This window comes from Sphingobacterium sp. UBA6317, from assembly GCF_002440385.1.
GTDB classification, from domain to species: domain Bacteria; phylum Bacteroidota; class Bacteroidia; order Sphingobacteriales; family Sphingobacteriaceae; genus Sphingobacterium; species Sphingobacterium multivorum.
The window spans coordinates 126,863-141,969 of sequence record NZ_DJTD01000046.1; the positions used below are offsets into that span (position 1 = coordinate 126,863).

Here is a 15,107-nt window from a genome sequence, read left to right on the forward strand (position 1 = left end):
CCGACCTGTTCTATTTTAGGAGTTACGGTTTTACGCGTTTTTCTTCACTTCCTTACCCCAGGAGTCTTTTAATGTAACCGTACGGTTAAAGACTAGATGGTCTGGCGTTGACTGTGTGTCTAATGTAAAATAACCCAATCGTATAAATTGATATCCCTTTCCAGGCGTAGCGTTAGCCAGATCCGGTTCAATGTAAGCACGTTGGATAATATGTAAACTTTCAGGGTTGATCGATGCTTTAAAATCTTCTGCAGCGGCAGGATTTTCATCATTGAACAATCTGTCGTACAATCTTACTTCGGCTTCTTTCGCATGTGGAACCGAGATCCAATGGATTGTTCCTTTAACTTTTAATCCTGAAGTATCTTCTCCTGATTTTGAGTTTGGAACATAGGTACAATGAACTTCCGTCACGTTTCCGTTTTCATCTTTCACAAAATCATGACAGGTAACGATGTAAGCATGTTTCAAACGTACGGAAAGCCCAGGGCCCAAGCGGAAGAATTTTTTTGGTGCATCTTCCATAAAATCATCGCGCTCTATCCAGAGCTCTTTTGAAAATGGAATGGAGCGTGAACCTTCACCGCCTTCGACTTCAGGGTTATTCTCACCAATAAGATCCTCTACCTGACCATCAGGATAGTTTGTGATCACCAATTTGATTGGATCAAGGACAGCCATTCTGCGCCATGCCGTTTTGTTGAGATCCTCACGGATACAGAATTCCAAAAGACTGACATCGATCATGTTTTCACGTTTTTGAACACCGATTTTTTCACAGAAGTTGCGGATACTCGCCGGTGTATACCCCCTTCTGCGCAATCCTGAGATCGTAGGCATGCGCGGGTCGTCCCAGCTTTCAACAAACTTATCATTGACCAGTTGCAGTAATTTACGTTTACTCATGACAGTATAGGTCATATTCAAACGCGCAAATTCGTATTGTTTGGAAGGGAAAATCTCCAATTTATCTATACACCAATCATAAAGTGGGCGATGTGGAATAAATTCCAATGTACAGATGGAGTGTGTAATTTTCTCAATGGAGTCTGATTGGCCATGTGCAAAATCATACATCGGATAGATACACCATTGATTCCCCGTTCTGTGGTGATGAGCGTGCTTGATGCGGTATAATAAAGGGTCGCGCAAGTGCATATTTGGGCTAGCCAAATCAATCTTTGCCCGAAGTACTTTTTCGCCATCTTGGTATTTACCGGCGCGCATATCTGCGAATAAGGTCAAATTTTCATCAATAGACCTGTCGCGATATGGTGTCGGAACACCGGGTTCTGTTGGGGTACCTTTTGCTGCAGCAATTTCTTCAGCAGTGCTGTCGTCCACATAAGCTAGACCTTTTTTTATTAGCTCAACGGCATAGCGATATAGTGTCTCAAAATAATCTGAAGTATATAATTCCTCTGCCCACTGGAATCCAAGCCATTGAATATCTTTCTTGATGCTTTCAACATACTCGGTATCCTCAGTGACAGGGTTAGTGTCATCAAAACGTAGATTAGTCTTGCCATTATACTGCTGTGCTAATCCAAAATTCAAGCAGATGGATTTGGCGTGACCAATGTGGAGGTAACCATTTGGCTCAGGAGGAAAACGTGTCAATACACGTCCGCCATGCTTTCCTGTTCGAAGATCCTCTTCGACAATTTCCTCGATAAAATTTAATGATTTTTCTTCACTCATAATACAAAGTTAATTATTCGGAGCGAGATATTAGCTAGGAGATCGTAGATATTCGCCTTAGTATGAGTGATTGAATGTGCTGGCTGTATCGGTAAGAATGGGAAGACGTAATAAGGTTTGGACCCACAATAAAAAAGGGACGAAATTTCGTCCCTTTTTACCGATTTTTATTACTACGCTATTTATAAGCGAAGACTTCACCTAGCTCGTCATTATTGGTAAACGTACAGTGTTGATCGATCAATTCTCCAGTGCCGATATTGATAATCATGCCGTGTACGGCAAGATCATCACGCTCTTTCCATGCATTTTGAATGATTGACGTCGCGCACAGATTGAAAACTTGCTCTTGTACATTGAGCTCGATTAAACGATCTACTTTTTTATCATGCTCTTGGATCGCATCAATCTCTGCACTGTGTAAGCGATATACATCTTTGATATGACCCAACCAGTTGTCAATAATACCGTACTGCTTGCGGCTTAAAGAGGCTGCTACACCACCACAGCCATAGTGACCTGCGATAATGACATGTTTTACTTTCAAAACATTGACCGCATAGTCTAAGACGGAAAGCATACTCATATCGGAGTGAATGACCATGTTGGCAATATTACGATGAACGAATACCTCTCCAGGCTTTGTACCTGTCAATTCATTTGCAGGTACTCGGCTATCGGCACAACCGATCCAAAGAATTTCTGGATTTTGACCTTTAGAAAGCTGTTGGAACCGCCCTGTAGCATCATTCTTTACAAACTCCATCCACTCTTTATTTCCCTTAATGATATTGTCAAATCCTATTTTTAAATCTTTATTTTCCATATTCTTCTTATTTCACTCTTGCCCGAAGGCATCGTTTCAATTTTATTATAATAATACAAATGTCTAAATTCATTGTTTACTTCAAACAACTTATTTTTATTGAATAGCTGTTCTTGCTATTCAATAACCGTCTCCCCCCCATTTCAATCCAGCTTGCTAGCCGACCAATGGAAGGGAATGGCCTACGAGATACGTCAAAGGTCCGTATCCTATGAAGGTTTCTTATAGACCACCTGCAAAAGTTCGATGTCTTTGCCTTTACTTCTGGCATTCTGTTCAAAATCTTTGATGACTTCGATGACATCCTTGTCTATAAATTTACTGAATGTCCCATCGATTCGGATCTTACTGATCGATTTTGGTAAGCTGTACAATTTTTGTTGGATAGGAACCTTGTTCAAAAATGATACTTCCTCCGCTAATGTAATGACAGCCTTATCTTCTTCATTGTCTTTTTCAATATTATATTTAAAAGCATTTTTCATATTGGCTCTTAAGATATAGAATGTCGCCACGACAATACCTATCCCTACCCCCATAAGGAGATCGGTAAACACAATCGCTACAATGGTGACAAAAAATGGGATAAATTGATCTAAGCCTTTTTTGTACATTGAGGTGAATAGACTTGGTTTAGCCAATTTATATCCTGTATGGAGAAGGATGGCCGCCAGACAGGCCAAAGGAATCATGTTCAGCATTGTTGGGATAGCGAGCATAGCGACTAATAGCCATATACCATGCATGATGGCAGATTGCCTTGTTTTTCCGCCTGCATTGACGTTTGCTGATGAGCGTACAATTACGGAGGTCAACGGCAGACCGCCCAGAAGTCCACTGGTCATATTTCCGATGCCTTGTGCAACAAGTTCGCGGTTGGTTGGCGTATTTCTTTTGTAGGGATCTATTTTATCAACGGCCTCGATGCTCAATAAAGTCTCTAAACTTGCAATAATTGCAATCGTAAATGCAGCTATCCACACATCTTTGTTGACAATCTGTGTAAAGTCCGGGAGGGTAAATAATCCTGTGAATTCAGCAAAAGAACCGACAATAGGGACTAGTACAAATTGCTTGTCATGCAACTGGAATGCTGAGCCGTTGAAAAGATAAGCTAAACTTACGCCTAGCATCACGACAACCAATGGGGCTGGCACCTTGTTGAGCTTTGGAATAGATGGCCAAAAGATTAGGATCGCCAATGACAAGGCGCAAATGATCAATGCACCAAAGTTGATCGCAGAGGCTATCGTGTCAAAATAGGCACCGATACCATGACCATTGTCCATTTCGAAGGCATGTGTTTCCACTAAGCCCAATGCCAAAGGAATCTGCTTCATGATAATTGTGATGCCGATCGCAGCAAGCATACCTACAATGACTGCTGAAGGGAAATAGTTTCCGATCATCCCTGCTTTTAATATACCGAGAATAACTTGTACTACACCGGCAATCACGACGGCAAGTAGAAAGGTTTCATATGCCCCTAGGCTCTGAATAGCACCTAAGACAATAACTGTAAGACCAGCAGCTGGCCCACTTACACTGAGTGGTGATTTACTGATTGAAGCGACAACGATTCCACCAATTACACCAGTCAATAATCCTGCAAACAATGGCGCACCAGAGGCCATTGCAATTCCCAAACATAATGGAAGTGCCACCAAAAACACCACAACACTAGCAGGGAAGTCATATTTTAAGTCTCTTTTCGATAGTTTCAGAAAAGCCGACGTACGAGTTCCAAACATAAAATTTGTGTTTATCTGTAAAAAATTTTCATCAGGCGACCTTTAACTGGCGTTGTATCATGTATACCGTTTGGCGTTCAACAGCATAACAAAGCGTTAGTGCCGAGCCAAATCAACAATAACATCAACAGAGCCAAAGCCGATTACTTCAGAAAAATCAAAGATTACCGCACATACTTTACCTTTAGCATGCGGGTTGACGGGATACATCCCTAGGGATGCCTTTATGAATAGTTAGGAGGCGGTGTTGGAACCGTAGGATGGAAAGCTAAAATGCTTTTCTCATTTTTAAGATAATTCTTCTGTTTTCCTTGGTTCTCAACGAGAATGGTTTCAAATACAATAGGTTCTTCTGTTTTTGTATTGAAAAATTTTGAGGCAGTTTCAAGTGTATCATTACTTGCGCCGTTATTGTTTTCGATTTCCAGTTGTAAAACGACCTGTAAGATGGTACTTTGATCTAAGCTGTTTGAAAAAATAGGCGAAATAGAGATGGCCATCTTTGTGAAAAAGATGATAGCACAAAGGAATGCTGCCACAAATCTAAACTGCTTATTTAACATTTTTTATTACCTTTAATCTTACTGTTTACATCGTAAAAATAGTAATTCTATGTTAAATTCAAATTAATAGTGCACTAAAAATAAAATTTGGCACGAAATTGTGACGAAGAGATTATTTTTTGAAAAGTTTTCAATTTTTATTGATTTATAAATATTAAGCCTTTTGTATGGCAAATAAAGAACAATTTATAGAGAAGGTTCAAGCTTCCTATAATCCCAAAGGAGCGTTTATCTATCTGGGAGCGGGAATGCTTAATGGCGAAATTCTGGCAGAGGCAAAAGTGAATTTAGCCTTGAAAATGATGAACCGTCACGGACTTATTGCAGGGGCTACCGGAACCGGTAAAACACGTACGCTACAATTGATCGCTGAACAATTGTCGGATGCCTCTGTACCAGTATTTATGCTGGATGTTAAAGGTGACCTATCGGGCCTAGCAGTGCCAGGGGTGACCAACCAAGCCCTTATTGATCGGGGAAATGCCGTGGGGGTGCCGTTTGAGCCATCGTCGTTTCCGGTAGAACTGTATTCACTGTCCGGCAATAAGGGGATTCCGATGCGGATTACTGTAGAAGATTTTGGGCCCGTCTTGTTGGGCCGGATACTCGAACTTAATGAAACACAGACCGGCGTATTGGCTGCGATGTTCAAATATGCACAGGATCACCAAATGCCGTTGATTGATTTCTCAGATACGAAGAAACTGCTTACTTACCTTTCTGAAGGACCCGGCAGCGAAGAAATCAAAGGTGATTATGGTAAGATTAGTTCGGCAAGCTCGGGAACCATCCTGCGTAAGATCGTCGCATTGGAACAGCAGGGGCTAGCGCATATCTTTGGTGAGAAAGAATTTGATATTAACGATCTATTTCAGAAGGTAGATGGTAGGGGTGTGATTAGCCTATTGAATATTTCTGACGTGCAAGATCAGCCGGTGCTTTATTCTACATTCTTATTGAGCTTATTGGCACAGCTATTTAAAAATATGCCTGAGGTGGGTGACTTGGACAAACCCAAGTTGGTCTTCTTCTTTGATGAAGCCCACCTGCTGTTCAATGGGGCTCCTAAAGCCTTTTTGACTCAAGTGGATCAAATCATCCGCCTTATCCGTTCGAAGGGGATCGGCGTTTTCTTTTGTACACAGTCTCCAACCGATGTACCTGAATCTGTATTGGCCCAGCTGGGTAACCGTGTGCAACATGCATTGCGTGCCTTTACGCCCAACGATGCTGAAAATTTAAAGAAGACTGTAAAAACCTATCCAAAATCCGATTTTTATGAAATTGATCAGGTCCTGACTTCTTTGGGTACTGGACAGGCATTAATCACAGTATTGAATGATAAAGGTATTCCTACAGAGGTTGTCGCTACACATTTGGTGCCGGCGCGTGCAGTTATGGGACCTGCAGATGATGCAACGGTTAGCCAAATTATCAATCAGTCTGATTTGCGGGCAAAATATCAGGAGCGACAAGAAAATCGCTCTGCGGCTGAAATCATAGACGAAAGAATGCAGGCTGCAGCACAGGAAGAACAACGCGCGGCCCAGGAAAAAGAAGCGGAAAAAGCAAGTCGGCCAAGCTCCAGAAGACAGACACCTCTAGAAGCTGCCCAACGAACGGCAACAACGACCTTAGCAAGAGAGGGAGTTAAGTTTTTGGGCAAACTAGCGACGGGTTTATTAAACGCATTCTTAAAAAAGAAATAATACTAATTTTTGGATTCTTTTCGTTTCAATACTATACCTTTGAAGGTGGAGCCGAACTTAGCTTAATTTGCTTTTGAGGGCAATTTTAGCTAAGTTTGCGGACGAAAAGAAAATTCTATTAACGCAATTAAATATGAGTAAACCAACCCTTTTGATTTTGGCAGCAGGAATGGCTAGCCGGTATGGTTCTTTAAAACAAGTAGATGGTTTTGGCCCACACGGCGAGACAATTATTGACTATTCAATTTACGATGCTATTCGCGCAGGATTTGGAAAAGTTGTATTCATTATCCGGGAGGAATTTCTTGAAAAAATGAAAACAGTATTTGATGAAAAATTGAAAGGTAAAATAGAAGTAGATTACGCTTTTCAAGATTTTGACTTAACAAAATTCGGTGTTAATCACGTTATCGAAAGAACAAAACCTTGGGGTACTGCCCATGCGGTGATGAGCGCTAAAGATAAAGTGCATGAACCATTTTGTGTAATCAATGCAGACGATTTCTACGGATCGGATTCTTTTCAGAAAATGGCCGAGTTCTTAACAACCGAGGTTTCTGATCAACAAATGTCGTTGATGGGCTTCCAGGTTGGAAATACCATGTCCGATTATGGCTACGTTTCACGCGGAGTATGTGAGGTTACCCCTTCTGGACATATGGAAAGTGTAACTGAACGTACAAATATATACTACAAAGGCGAAGGCGACGATCGCAAAATCGTTTATGAGGAAAATGGGGTGGAGACAGATCTAGATCCTAAAACCCGTGTTTCGATGAACTTCTGGGGTTTTACACCAAAGATTTTCGAAGTAGCTCAGGCGATGTTCCCTGCATTTGTTGAGGAAAATAAGGAAAATTTAAAAGCAGAATTTTTCATTCCTTCTGTACCAGATTATATGGTGAAGCATAAATTGGCTGATTTTAAGGTAATCCCAACTTCTTCGAAATGGTTTGGCGTAACTTATAAGGAAGATAAACCTATCGTACAAGAATCAATTTCAAAATTGGTGGCTGATGGAGTATATCCAGAAAAGTTATTTTAAGAGCTAAAAGAAATAGCTTATCTTTCACCTGTATTGTAAAGCAATACAGGTTTTTTTTTGACCTGTGCGCTAGATTAATTGAGCGGAAATAAATCTTTGATGAAAAAAATTCTTAAAGTGTTTGGTTATCTTATTTTAGGATTGTTGTCTTTTTGTGTGCTCTATATTGTTGCTGAATATAGTTTGTCAAGAATTTCGGCTCCAAGGAAAAATATAGACGAAGAGAAGACGATTCAGGTTTTTGTTCAGTCCAATGGTGTTCATACCGATATCGTATTGCCTGTCGTTAACGAAGAGATGGATTGGTCGCAACTATTTCCTTATGGGAATACGGTGGGGAAACATAGCGGATATCGGTATGTCGGTATCGGTTGGGGGGATAAAGGATTCTATTTGGATACACCAGAATGGAAGGATCTTAAAGCATCGACAGCCTTTGTGGCTGCCTTTGGATTAGGGGAGTCTGCCATTCATGTGACCTACTACAATTCGGTTCAGCAAGATGAATTATGTTTTGCTTATCAGATCAGTAAATCCCAATACCGTGATCTGATAAAATATATAGAAGATTCGTTGGATCGAAATCAAGCGGAAGCTATTTTGGTGAAAACAGATGCGCAGTATGGCGACTCAGACGCCTTTTACGAAGCAAAAGGAGCCTATAGCATGTTTTATTCGTGCAATACCTGGACCAATAATGCCTTAAAGAGAGCGGCGATGCCAGCAGGTATATGGGCTACTTTGGACAAAGGAATCTTAAGTCACTATAAGGATAAGAAGTAGCTGGAAATGCATAAGTGTATTGCGGTGAAGGTTAAACGAGATAGTGAAAGTAATAGGCATAAAAAAAAGCTCCGGGAATAATCCTGGAGCTTTTTTTATGAGGAGGAGTGATTATTTCACTTCTTCGTAATCTACGTCAGTTACATCATCACCACCTTGGTTTCCACCTTGAGCTTGACCTGCATCACCTTGAGGTTGTTGTGCACCACCTTGCGAAGCAGCGTACATTTCTTCAGAAGCAGCATTCCAAGCATTTTGCAATTCTTCAGAAGCAGCATCGATATCAGCAAAGTTTTTCGCTTCGTAAGCAGCTTTTAATTTTGTTAAGCCAGCTTCAATTGGCGCTTTTTTATCTGCTGAAATTTTATCGCCATATTCTTTCAATTGTTTTTCAGTTGAGAAGATTAAAGCGTCAGCTGCATTTACTTTGTCAGCTTCTTCTTTTATTTTTTTGTCAGCATCAGCATTTGCTTCAGCTTCTTCTTTCATGCGTTTGATTTCGTCGTCAGACAAACCTGAAGATGCTTCGATACGGATGTTTTGTTCTTTTCCAGTCGCTTTATCTTTCGCAGATACTTTGATGATACCATTGGCATCAATATCAAAAGTAACTTCGATTTGAGGAACGCCACGAGGTGCTGGTGGAATATCGTTCAAATGGAAACGGCCGATTGTACGGTTTTGGTTTGCCATAGGACGTTCACCTTGTAAGATGTGAATTTCTACAGATGGCTGATTGTCTGAAGCAGTAGAGAATGTTTCCGATTTTTTAGTTGGAATTGTTGTATTTGCTTCGATCAATTTAGTCATCACACCACCCATTGTCTCAATACCTAATGAAAGTGGAGTAACATCCAATAATAAAACGTCTTTTACTTCACCTGTCAATACACCACCTTGGATAGCAGCACCTAAAGCTACAACTTCATCCGGGTTTACACCTTTAGAAGGCTCTTTTCCGAAGAATGCTTTTACAGCATCAACGATTGCAGGGATACGCGTAGAACCACCTACTAAGATAATTTCATCAATATCAGATTTGCTGAAACCAGCATTTTTCAATGCAGACTCACAAGGAGCAATTGTTCTCTTGATCAAGTCAGCAGCCAAAGCTTCAAATTTAGCGCGTGATAATGAACGAACTAAGTGTTTTGGACCAGTTGCATCAGCAGTGATATATGGCAAGTTGATTTCAGTAGAAGTTGCGCTTGATAATTCAATTTTCGCTTTCTCAGCTGCTTCTTTCAAACGTTGCAATGCCATTGGGTCTTTTTTCAAGTCAAAGCCATTGTTTTCACTTTTGAATTCTTCGTTCAACCAGTTGATGATTACGTTATCAAAGTCATCACCACCTAAGTGTGTATCACCGTCAGTAGATTTAACTTCAAATACTCCGTCACCTAATTCTAATACTGAAACGTCATGTGTACCACCACCACAGTCAAACACAACAATTTTCATGTCTTTGTGTGCTTTGTCCAAACCGTAAGCTAAAGCTGCTGCTGTAGGTTCGTTAATGATACGTTTTACAGATAAACCAGCGATTTCACCAGCTTCTTTTGTTGCTTGACGTTGTGCGTCGTTGAAATATGCAGGAACTGTAATGACAGCTTCAGTTACTTCTTGACCTAAGAAATCCTCAGCGGTTTTCTTCATTTTTTGAAGAATCATAGCAGAGATCTCTTGTGGTGTATATTTGCGGTCGTCAATTTCTACACGCGGTGTATTGTTGTCACCTTTAACGATTTTATAAGGTACGTGTTCAGCTTCTTTTACAGCTTCATCGTATGAAAGTCCCATAAAACGTTTGATGGAATAAATAGTTTTATGTGGGTTAGTAATTGCTTGACGCTTTGCTGGGTCCCCAACTTTGCGCTCGCCACCTTCTACGAAAGCTACGATCGAAGGAGTTGTACGTTTACCTTCGTTGTTCGTAATTACTACAGGCTCGTTACCTTCCATTACGGCAACACATGAGTTTGTAGTACCTAAGTCAATTCCTATAATTTTAGACATATCTTGTGTTTTAATTTTTTACTTAAATAAATTCTATCAGTCTATTATCAACCCTTGTGCCAATCCAAAAGTTTTGTAAAAAAAACACTATTTGTCATCAATTTGTCTTTAGGTACTGCCAAACTGACATTTTCAATACACCAGTTGCTCTAATATCCTTTTTTTAGCTGACTCGTTTTGGCGATTGCGTGGCATATATCTGCCAAAGATTTCCGAAAATTCAGCAAGTTTCATTTTTTTTGATTTTTTATCCCGCCAATCAGAAGGAACAAGTTTATTGGTATAGGCGATATTTGTAGCCCAATATTGAATATGCATTTCAGGGATGACAAGACCCAATATCATGCCCGGGAGACCATGGCTTAATGCTGGTCCTGCCGATACTGGAATCTCTTCCGAATAGTAAGCGATCAGATAGAGTGAGTCTTTGGTAGCACCATTGACTCTGCGGCAGTTTACTCCGGCGATATTTCGGAATTCCTCCGTGAAACGCCAAGTAATGCTGTCCAAAGTTTCCGAAAGAATGTATTTTTCGTCGATGTTAAGCTGAATGTCTGCTGTGCCGGTTTTCAGATCCTGGTAGAGGACTTTGCCGTTCTTGTTGGCGCCACCCCTAAATTGCCCTCTTTGGTTTCCTCCGATTCGGACCGCACCCTGAGATCTGCCCCCTCTGCCTGTGCCCGAAGTTATCGTAGGTGCGGGCATTTTGACTTCACCACGTTGTTTTTCGTTAACTACGCTTTCCTCAGGCATCAACACGGTAGAATTCTCATCAAAGTAGAAGTTTAATTTTTCCGTATGTGAATCCGGCATCTTGTCGAGATATTCCATCATGCCCATCCCTCTGTCCATTCCTTTCGAGCTCATGTCGTTGGATAGCTGCCGCATGCGTGCTTTTGTGTACGTGACTTTGTCAAAACTGATCGTACCCCTACTTCCAAAATAGGCATATTGTGCCTGAAGCGATAAACCACACAGGCAGCAGATGATAACGGTCAAATATATTTTTTTAATCATTTCCTTTCCCTAGATATTTGTTGAAATCCCATTTTACACCGACCAAAAAATATTGTGTCAATACCTGTTGAACGGACTCTGAATAGTTGGTGTCACTCGCGTTACGACGTGTGTTGTTAAATGTATTGAACAGGTCAAAGGCCTTTAAGCTGAGTGTCATACTTTCATCTTTCAGTACTTTTTTCTCTAATTCAATATTGGTATAAAATTGATTGATTGATTTTTTATAAAGTTTCGTAGGTCCTGTATAGCTATAGTAAATGTTTGCCATGACATTAAACTTCTTCGGTAGAAAGTATTTGATGTACGCCGAAGTCCCACCTTGAAAACTTGTTGCGTTGTATTGGGTGTTGATCGAGTTTTGCTGTACATTAAAACCAGCATTCGCCGAAAGATCAAAGTCGAATCCTTCTGAGTCCTGCTCATTTAAGCTTGAACCTAAACTAAAGTTGGTATTCTTTGCATTATTCAGTAGAAACTCGCCGCCGGACTGTCCGCCTTCAAATTTGGTATAGCTGTAGCTGTTGTTAAACCTGACGTTTGCACTCTTGTTAAAATTGATGCGACGATTGGCCAATGGCTGCATATGATTGATGTTCAAGCCGCCATTCCAGTTGGATTTACCCGATAGGTTTTCATAAGAACTGATTTGAGCCGAGTTGTCTAGTATGGTTGTTTTGTTGACAATAGGATTATTAACAAATGACAAGTTCCCGTTGATATTGATATTCGTTCCTTTCAATAAACTGAACGCGTTATAATTGGCCGAAATGTTATTGTTCACCGCGCGTTTTAGGTCGGGATTACCGACTTGTTGAAACAACGGATTGGTCTGAGGTTGCAGTGGTTGTAACTGATCAAACGATGGGATGATATTGGAACTTTGATAAGCTAAACGTATATTTTTGCTATTTGAAAGGCGATAATTGGCATCAACATTTAAATTGTTATCCCAGAAATTCCGGGCAAGATCAATTGATCTATAACTATCATTTAACTGTTGATTCTTGTAGAACGTACGGTTGGAAAAATTGATCTCCAACTTTTCTTTGCGATAGGAAAAGTGCACATTCACACCTTGATTGGTATTATTGTCGATCTGGTTTTGAGAATATAGTGAATCAAACTTTTGTGTAATATTGTTTATTGAATTTTGGGTATTTGTACTCTTCGAATGATTGAAGCTGTAGCCTAAAGCCAGATTGATATAGTCACTGATACGGTTGTTGAAATTGATCGATGAGTTGAAGTCATTGCCTTTATTCCGGCCATGTCGCGTTTGGTTGATAATTGTACTATCCCCGGTTTTGTAAAAATAAGTCCGTGAATTGACTTTACTCTCTGAATCTGACTCTTTGTGATTATTGCCGACCATCACATTTAAAGAACGCCCCGCTTTTAATCGTTTTCTATAATTTAGGCGAAAATTATTGTTGGAACTTGAGGAGTTCGATTGATTGTTCTCCCTAAAGTCACTGATTGGGTTGCCCGATCCATCGCCCGTTTTGCTGTCTGTATAAGTTAGATTAGCGTTGGTAGCCCAATTGGCATTGGATTGGAGTTCCATATTTTGCGTGGAATCCAGTCGCATGTTAAGGTTTGACCTGAAACCATTACTTCGGCTATGTCTCTCGCTTTCGTTTTTACTGTTTTTTTCCTGAATGGATTGATCAGGCAGCACATTTTTATTGTAAGTCTCCGAGTGGTTCTTGTTGCTGTTGTTGTCATACCCATAGTTGGCGTTTACTTTTAAGGCCTTTTTGAAGAACTGATTTTCATAGTTTGCTCCAAGATTTGTGTTCAGAGGTTCGCCCGTAATTTGGTTGTTCATGCGTAGAGAGCCTTCACGGCCACTTGAACTGCCCATGTTGTTGTGACTCGCGGTGATGCCAATCCGCTCAGTCTTATTAAATTTCGCCGCAAAGAGATTTCCCGCATACAATTCTTTTGATCCAGCCAATGCTTCCATGTTTCCAAAGACACCCTTTCTTGCTTTCTCTTTGAGTACAACGTTAACAGTTTGGATCCTTACTCCGTCATCGATGCCCGACAGCTCCGCCTCCTCCGATTTTTTCTCATAGAGCTGCACCTTGTCAACGGCATCTGCCCGTACATTTCGAATGGCTATTTTAGGATCATAACCAAAAAATTCTTCCCCATCGATAAACACTTTCTGTACAGATTTTCCTTGAGCCGTGATACTTCCATCTCCGGTAACCGTAAAACCGGGTAGACGACGTAGTAAATCCTCTAGCTTCGCATTTTTTTCTGTTGCAAAACTCGCCGCATCATATTCGATGGTGTCGCCTTTCAGTGTAATTGGAAGACGTCGGGTGACAATCACCTCCTGCAAAACATTTCTTTGGGAATTTATTTTGATATCATGCAAATCGAGATCTTTGTTTGCAATTTGGATCGTATCACTATATAGTTCAAATTTAGGGTAAGTGGCCAAAATAATGTAGCTCCCGGGTTTGATATTTTTAACCTGGAATTTTCCCTCTTCATTGGCTCGGTTAAAATAACGGAGGACTGAATCGCGGTTCAGTAAAATAATGGAAGCATTGGTCAGGGGCTTGTCATCCGCCTTATCTAGAATCCTCCCCTTGATGTTTATTTGGGAGTAAGCAGTGTTGACGACGATAAATAGTAAAAGTATTAATTGAACTAATCTTTTCATGTACGGGTTGTATCTTTCAAAGATAATTTACTTAATCGTTAATAAATGTAAAACATCTCTTCTGAATGTAAAATCTTTGGTATATAAGGCAGAGGAAATCACATTTTTTCTTGCTCTACATGTGCTTTTTGAGCATCATTTTTTTTATTGCATTCAATACAGATTGTTGGCGGAAGGTTTTTTGAGAAAGTTAGAAGTAAAATTTACCTTTGCAAAAAATTGGTATTATGACGTTTGAAAATTACTTACAACAATTCGAAGATATCTTAAATCATCCTGAGAATCACCCTACCTATCAAGATGATGAATATTATCAGTACACAAAAATGAACTGGACAAGAATGGGCCGTTGGTTAAAACGCTTTGAACCAACGTCGACTTTTGAACAATTTGTGGAGTCAATTACTGAAAAGCAACAATGGATCATTATTACTGAACCTTGGTGTGGGGATGCAGCGCATTCGGTGCCTATGTTGGCGAAGATGGCGTCAAAAAATCCCAATATCACGGTGGATATCCAACTGCGTGACAGCGCTCCATTTCTGATCGATTCTTATTTAACCAACGGCGGTAAATCTATTCCAATTCTAGTGATACGTAATGAACAGGTGCAGGATTTGGCTGTTTGGGGTCCAAGACCTCAAGCCTGCCAGGAGCTGTTTTTGAATATGAAAGCGCAAGGGGCAGATTTCTCCGAAATCAAAGAGGAGATTCAAAAGTGGTACAATGCCGATAAAGGAACCGAAATCCAAAAGGAAATCCAGGCCTTGCTAAAAAAATAAGAAAAAATTCATCTTTATAAAAGACAGGCAATTTTTAAGTTTAACCAGATAATCATCTCAGGAGTAGACCTGGTCTTTCCTGAGCATGGTTCGAAAAAGTGAAAGAATTCGCTGTAACAAGCCGCGTTTAACTTCGGTATAGGTAAGCCTATTTCAGTATAATATATTCTGCCTTTTAACGCTGCTTGTTCGGTGCTTCTTCGGTACTTGTTCGGTACTCATTCGGAGCTTCTT

At 40.4% G+C, this 15,107-nt stretch carries 11 protein-coding genes; 4 read left to right on the forward strand and 7 right to left on the reverse strand.

All coding sequences use genetic code 11. The features are described from left to right. Positions 1-30: 30 nt before the first annotated feature. The 4 genes from B3E92_RS15550 to B3E92_RS15565 all read right to left on the reverse strand — a co-directional run bounded on the left by B3E92_RS15550 (position 31) and on the right by B3E92_RS15565 (position 4,841). Positions 31-1,701: a glutamine--tRNA ligase/YqeY domain fusion protein gene (locus B3E92_RS15550; protein ID WP_286752727.1), complete on the reverse strand. Its 1,671-nt coding sequence runs from the start codon at positions 1,699-1,701 to the stop codon at positions 31-33. Between the two features lie 178 nt (positions 1,702-1,879). Further along, positions 1,880-2,527, reverse strand: coding sequence for a carbonic anhydrase (locus tag B3E92_RS15555; protein WP_046673652.1), 648 nt, complete (start codon positions 2,525-2,527; stop codon positions 1,880-1,882). A gap of 209 nt (positions 2,528-2,736) precedes the next feature. Then, a complete protein-coding gene (locus tag B3E92_RS15560; RefSeq protein ID WP_046673653.1) occupies positions 2,737-4,278 on the reverse strand; it encodes a SulP family inorganic anion transporter in 1,542 nt (513 codons plus the stop codon). Between the two features lie 224 nt (positions 4,279-4,502). Continuing rightward, a complete protein-coding gene (locus B3E92_RS15565) occupies positions 4,503-4,841 on the reverse strand; it encodes a hypothetical protein (protein WP_053003623.1) in 339 nt (112 codons plus the stop codon). A gap of 167 nt (positions 4,842-5,008) precedes the next feature. Here B3E92_RS15565 and B3E92_RS15570 point away from each other — a divergent pair, with 167 nt between their 5' ends. The 3 genes from B3E92_RS15570 to B3E92_RS15580 all read left to right on the forward strand — a co-directional run bounded on the left by B3E92_RS15570 (position 5,009) and on the right by B3E92_RS15580 (position 8,378). Further along, the gene (locus B3E92_RS15570) at positions 5,009-6,550 is read left to right on the forward strand and encodes a helicase HerA-like domain-containing protein (protein ID WP_046673654.1); all 1,542 of its coding nucleotides are present in this window, start codon (positions 5,009-5,011) and stop codon (positions 6,548-6,550) included. Between the two features lie 133 nt (positions 6,551-6,683). Then, positions 6,684-7,595: a sugar phosphate nucleotidyltransferase gene (locus B3E92_RS15575; protein WP_046673742.1), complete on the forward strand. Its 912-nt coding sequence runs from the start codon at positions 6,684-6,686 to the stop codon at positions 7,593-7,595. 99 nt (positions 7,596-7,694) lie between these two features. Further along, complete coding sequence (locus B3E92_RS15580; protein WP_070570357.1) at positions 7,695-8,378, forward strand: TIGR02117 family protein; 684 nt, start codon at positions 7,695-7,697, stop codon at positions 8,376-8,378. 111 nt (positions 8,379-8,489) lie between these two features. Here B3E92_RS15580 and dnaK read toward each other — a convergent pair whose 3' ends face one another. From dnaK to B3E92_RS15595, 3 genes are all read right to left on the reverse strand, one after another. Then, positions 8,490-10,394: a molecular chaperone DnaK gene (gene dnaK / locus B3E92_RS15585; protein ID WP_046673656.1), complete on the reverse strand. Its 1,905-nt coding sequence runs from the start codon at positions 10,392-10,394 to the stop codon at positions 8,490-8,492. A gap of 132 nt (positions 10,395-10,526) precedes the next feature. Continuing rightward, the gene (locus tag B3E92_RS15590; RefSeq protein ID WP_286897510.1) at positions 10,527-11,411 is read right to left on the reverse strand and encodes a GLPGLI family protein; all 885 of its coding nucleotides are present in this window, start codon (positions 11,409-11,411) and stop codon (positions 10,527-10,529) included. Then, positions 11,404-14,091: a TonB-dependent receptor gene (locus B3E92_RS15595; RefSeq protein WP_286897512.1), complete on the reverse strand. Its 2,688-nt coding sequence runs from the start codon at positions 14,089-14,091 to the stop codon at positions 11,404-11,406. The genes B3E92_RS15590 and B3E92_RS15595 overlap by 8 nt, the downstream gene beginning before the upstream one ends. A gap of 227 nt (positions 14,092-14,318) precedes the next feature. Between B3E92_RS15595 and B3E92_RS15600 the strand changes: the two genes are divergently transcribed. Next, positions 14,319-14,873 (forward strand): thioredoxin family protein, encoded by a 555-nt coding sequence (locus tag B3E92_RS15600; protein ID WP_286897514.1) that lies wholly within the window; start codon positions 14,319-14,321, stop codon positions 14,871-14,873. The last annotated feature ends 234 nt before the right edge of the window (positions 14,874-15,107 follow it).

What these genes read in the sequence shown, in the direction of transcription:
- B3E92_RS15575 (WP_046673742.1), top strand. Translation starts at nt 6,684, where the DNA reads ATGAGTAAACCAACCCTTTTGATTTTGGCAGCAGGAATGGCTAGCCGG.
- B3E92_RS15600 (WP_286897514.1), top strand. Translation starts at nt 14,319, where the DNA reads ATGACGTTTGAAAATTACTTACAACAATTCGAAGATATCTTAAATCAT.
- B3E92_RS15580 (WP_070570357.1), top strand. Translation starts at nt 7,695, where the DNA reads ATGAAAAAAATTCTTAAAGTGTTTGGTTATCTTATTTTAGGATTGTTG.
- B3E92_RS15565 (WP_053003623.1), bottom strand. Translation starts at nt 4,841, where the DNA reads ATGTTAAATAAGCAGTTTAGATTTGTGGCAGCATTCCTTTGTGCTATC.
- B3E92_RS15570 (WP_046673654.1), top strand. Translation starts at nt 5,009, where the DNA reads ATGGCAAATAAAGAACAATTTATAGAGAAGGTTCAAGCTTCCTATAAT.
- B3E92_RS15560 (WP_046673653.1), bottom strand. Translation starts at nt 4,278, where the DNA reads ATGTTTGGAACTCGTACGTCGGCTTTTCTGAAACTATCGAAAAGAGAC.
- dnaK (WP_046673656.1), bottom strand. Translation starts at nt 10,394, where the DNA reads ATGTCTAAAATTATAGGAATTGACTTAGGTACTACAAACTCATGTGTT.
- B3E92_RS15550 (WP_286752727.1), bottom strand. Translation starts at nt 1,701, where the DNA reads ATGAGTGAAGAAAAATCATTAAATTTTATCGAGGAAATTGTCGAAGAG.
- B3E92_RS15590 (WP_286897510.1), bottom strand. Translation starts at nt 11,411, where the DNA reads ATGATTAAAAAAATATATTTGACCGTTATCATCTGCTGCCTGTGTGGT.
- B3E92_RS15555 (WP_046673652.1), bottom strand. Translation starts at nt 2,527, where the DNA reads ATGGAAAATAAAGATTTAAAAATAGGATTTGACAATATCATTAAGGGA.
- B3E92_RS15595 (WP_286897512.1), bottom strand. Translation starts at nt 14,091, where the DNA reads ATGAAAAGATTAGTTCAATTAATACTTTTACTATTTATCGTCGTCAAC.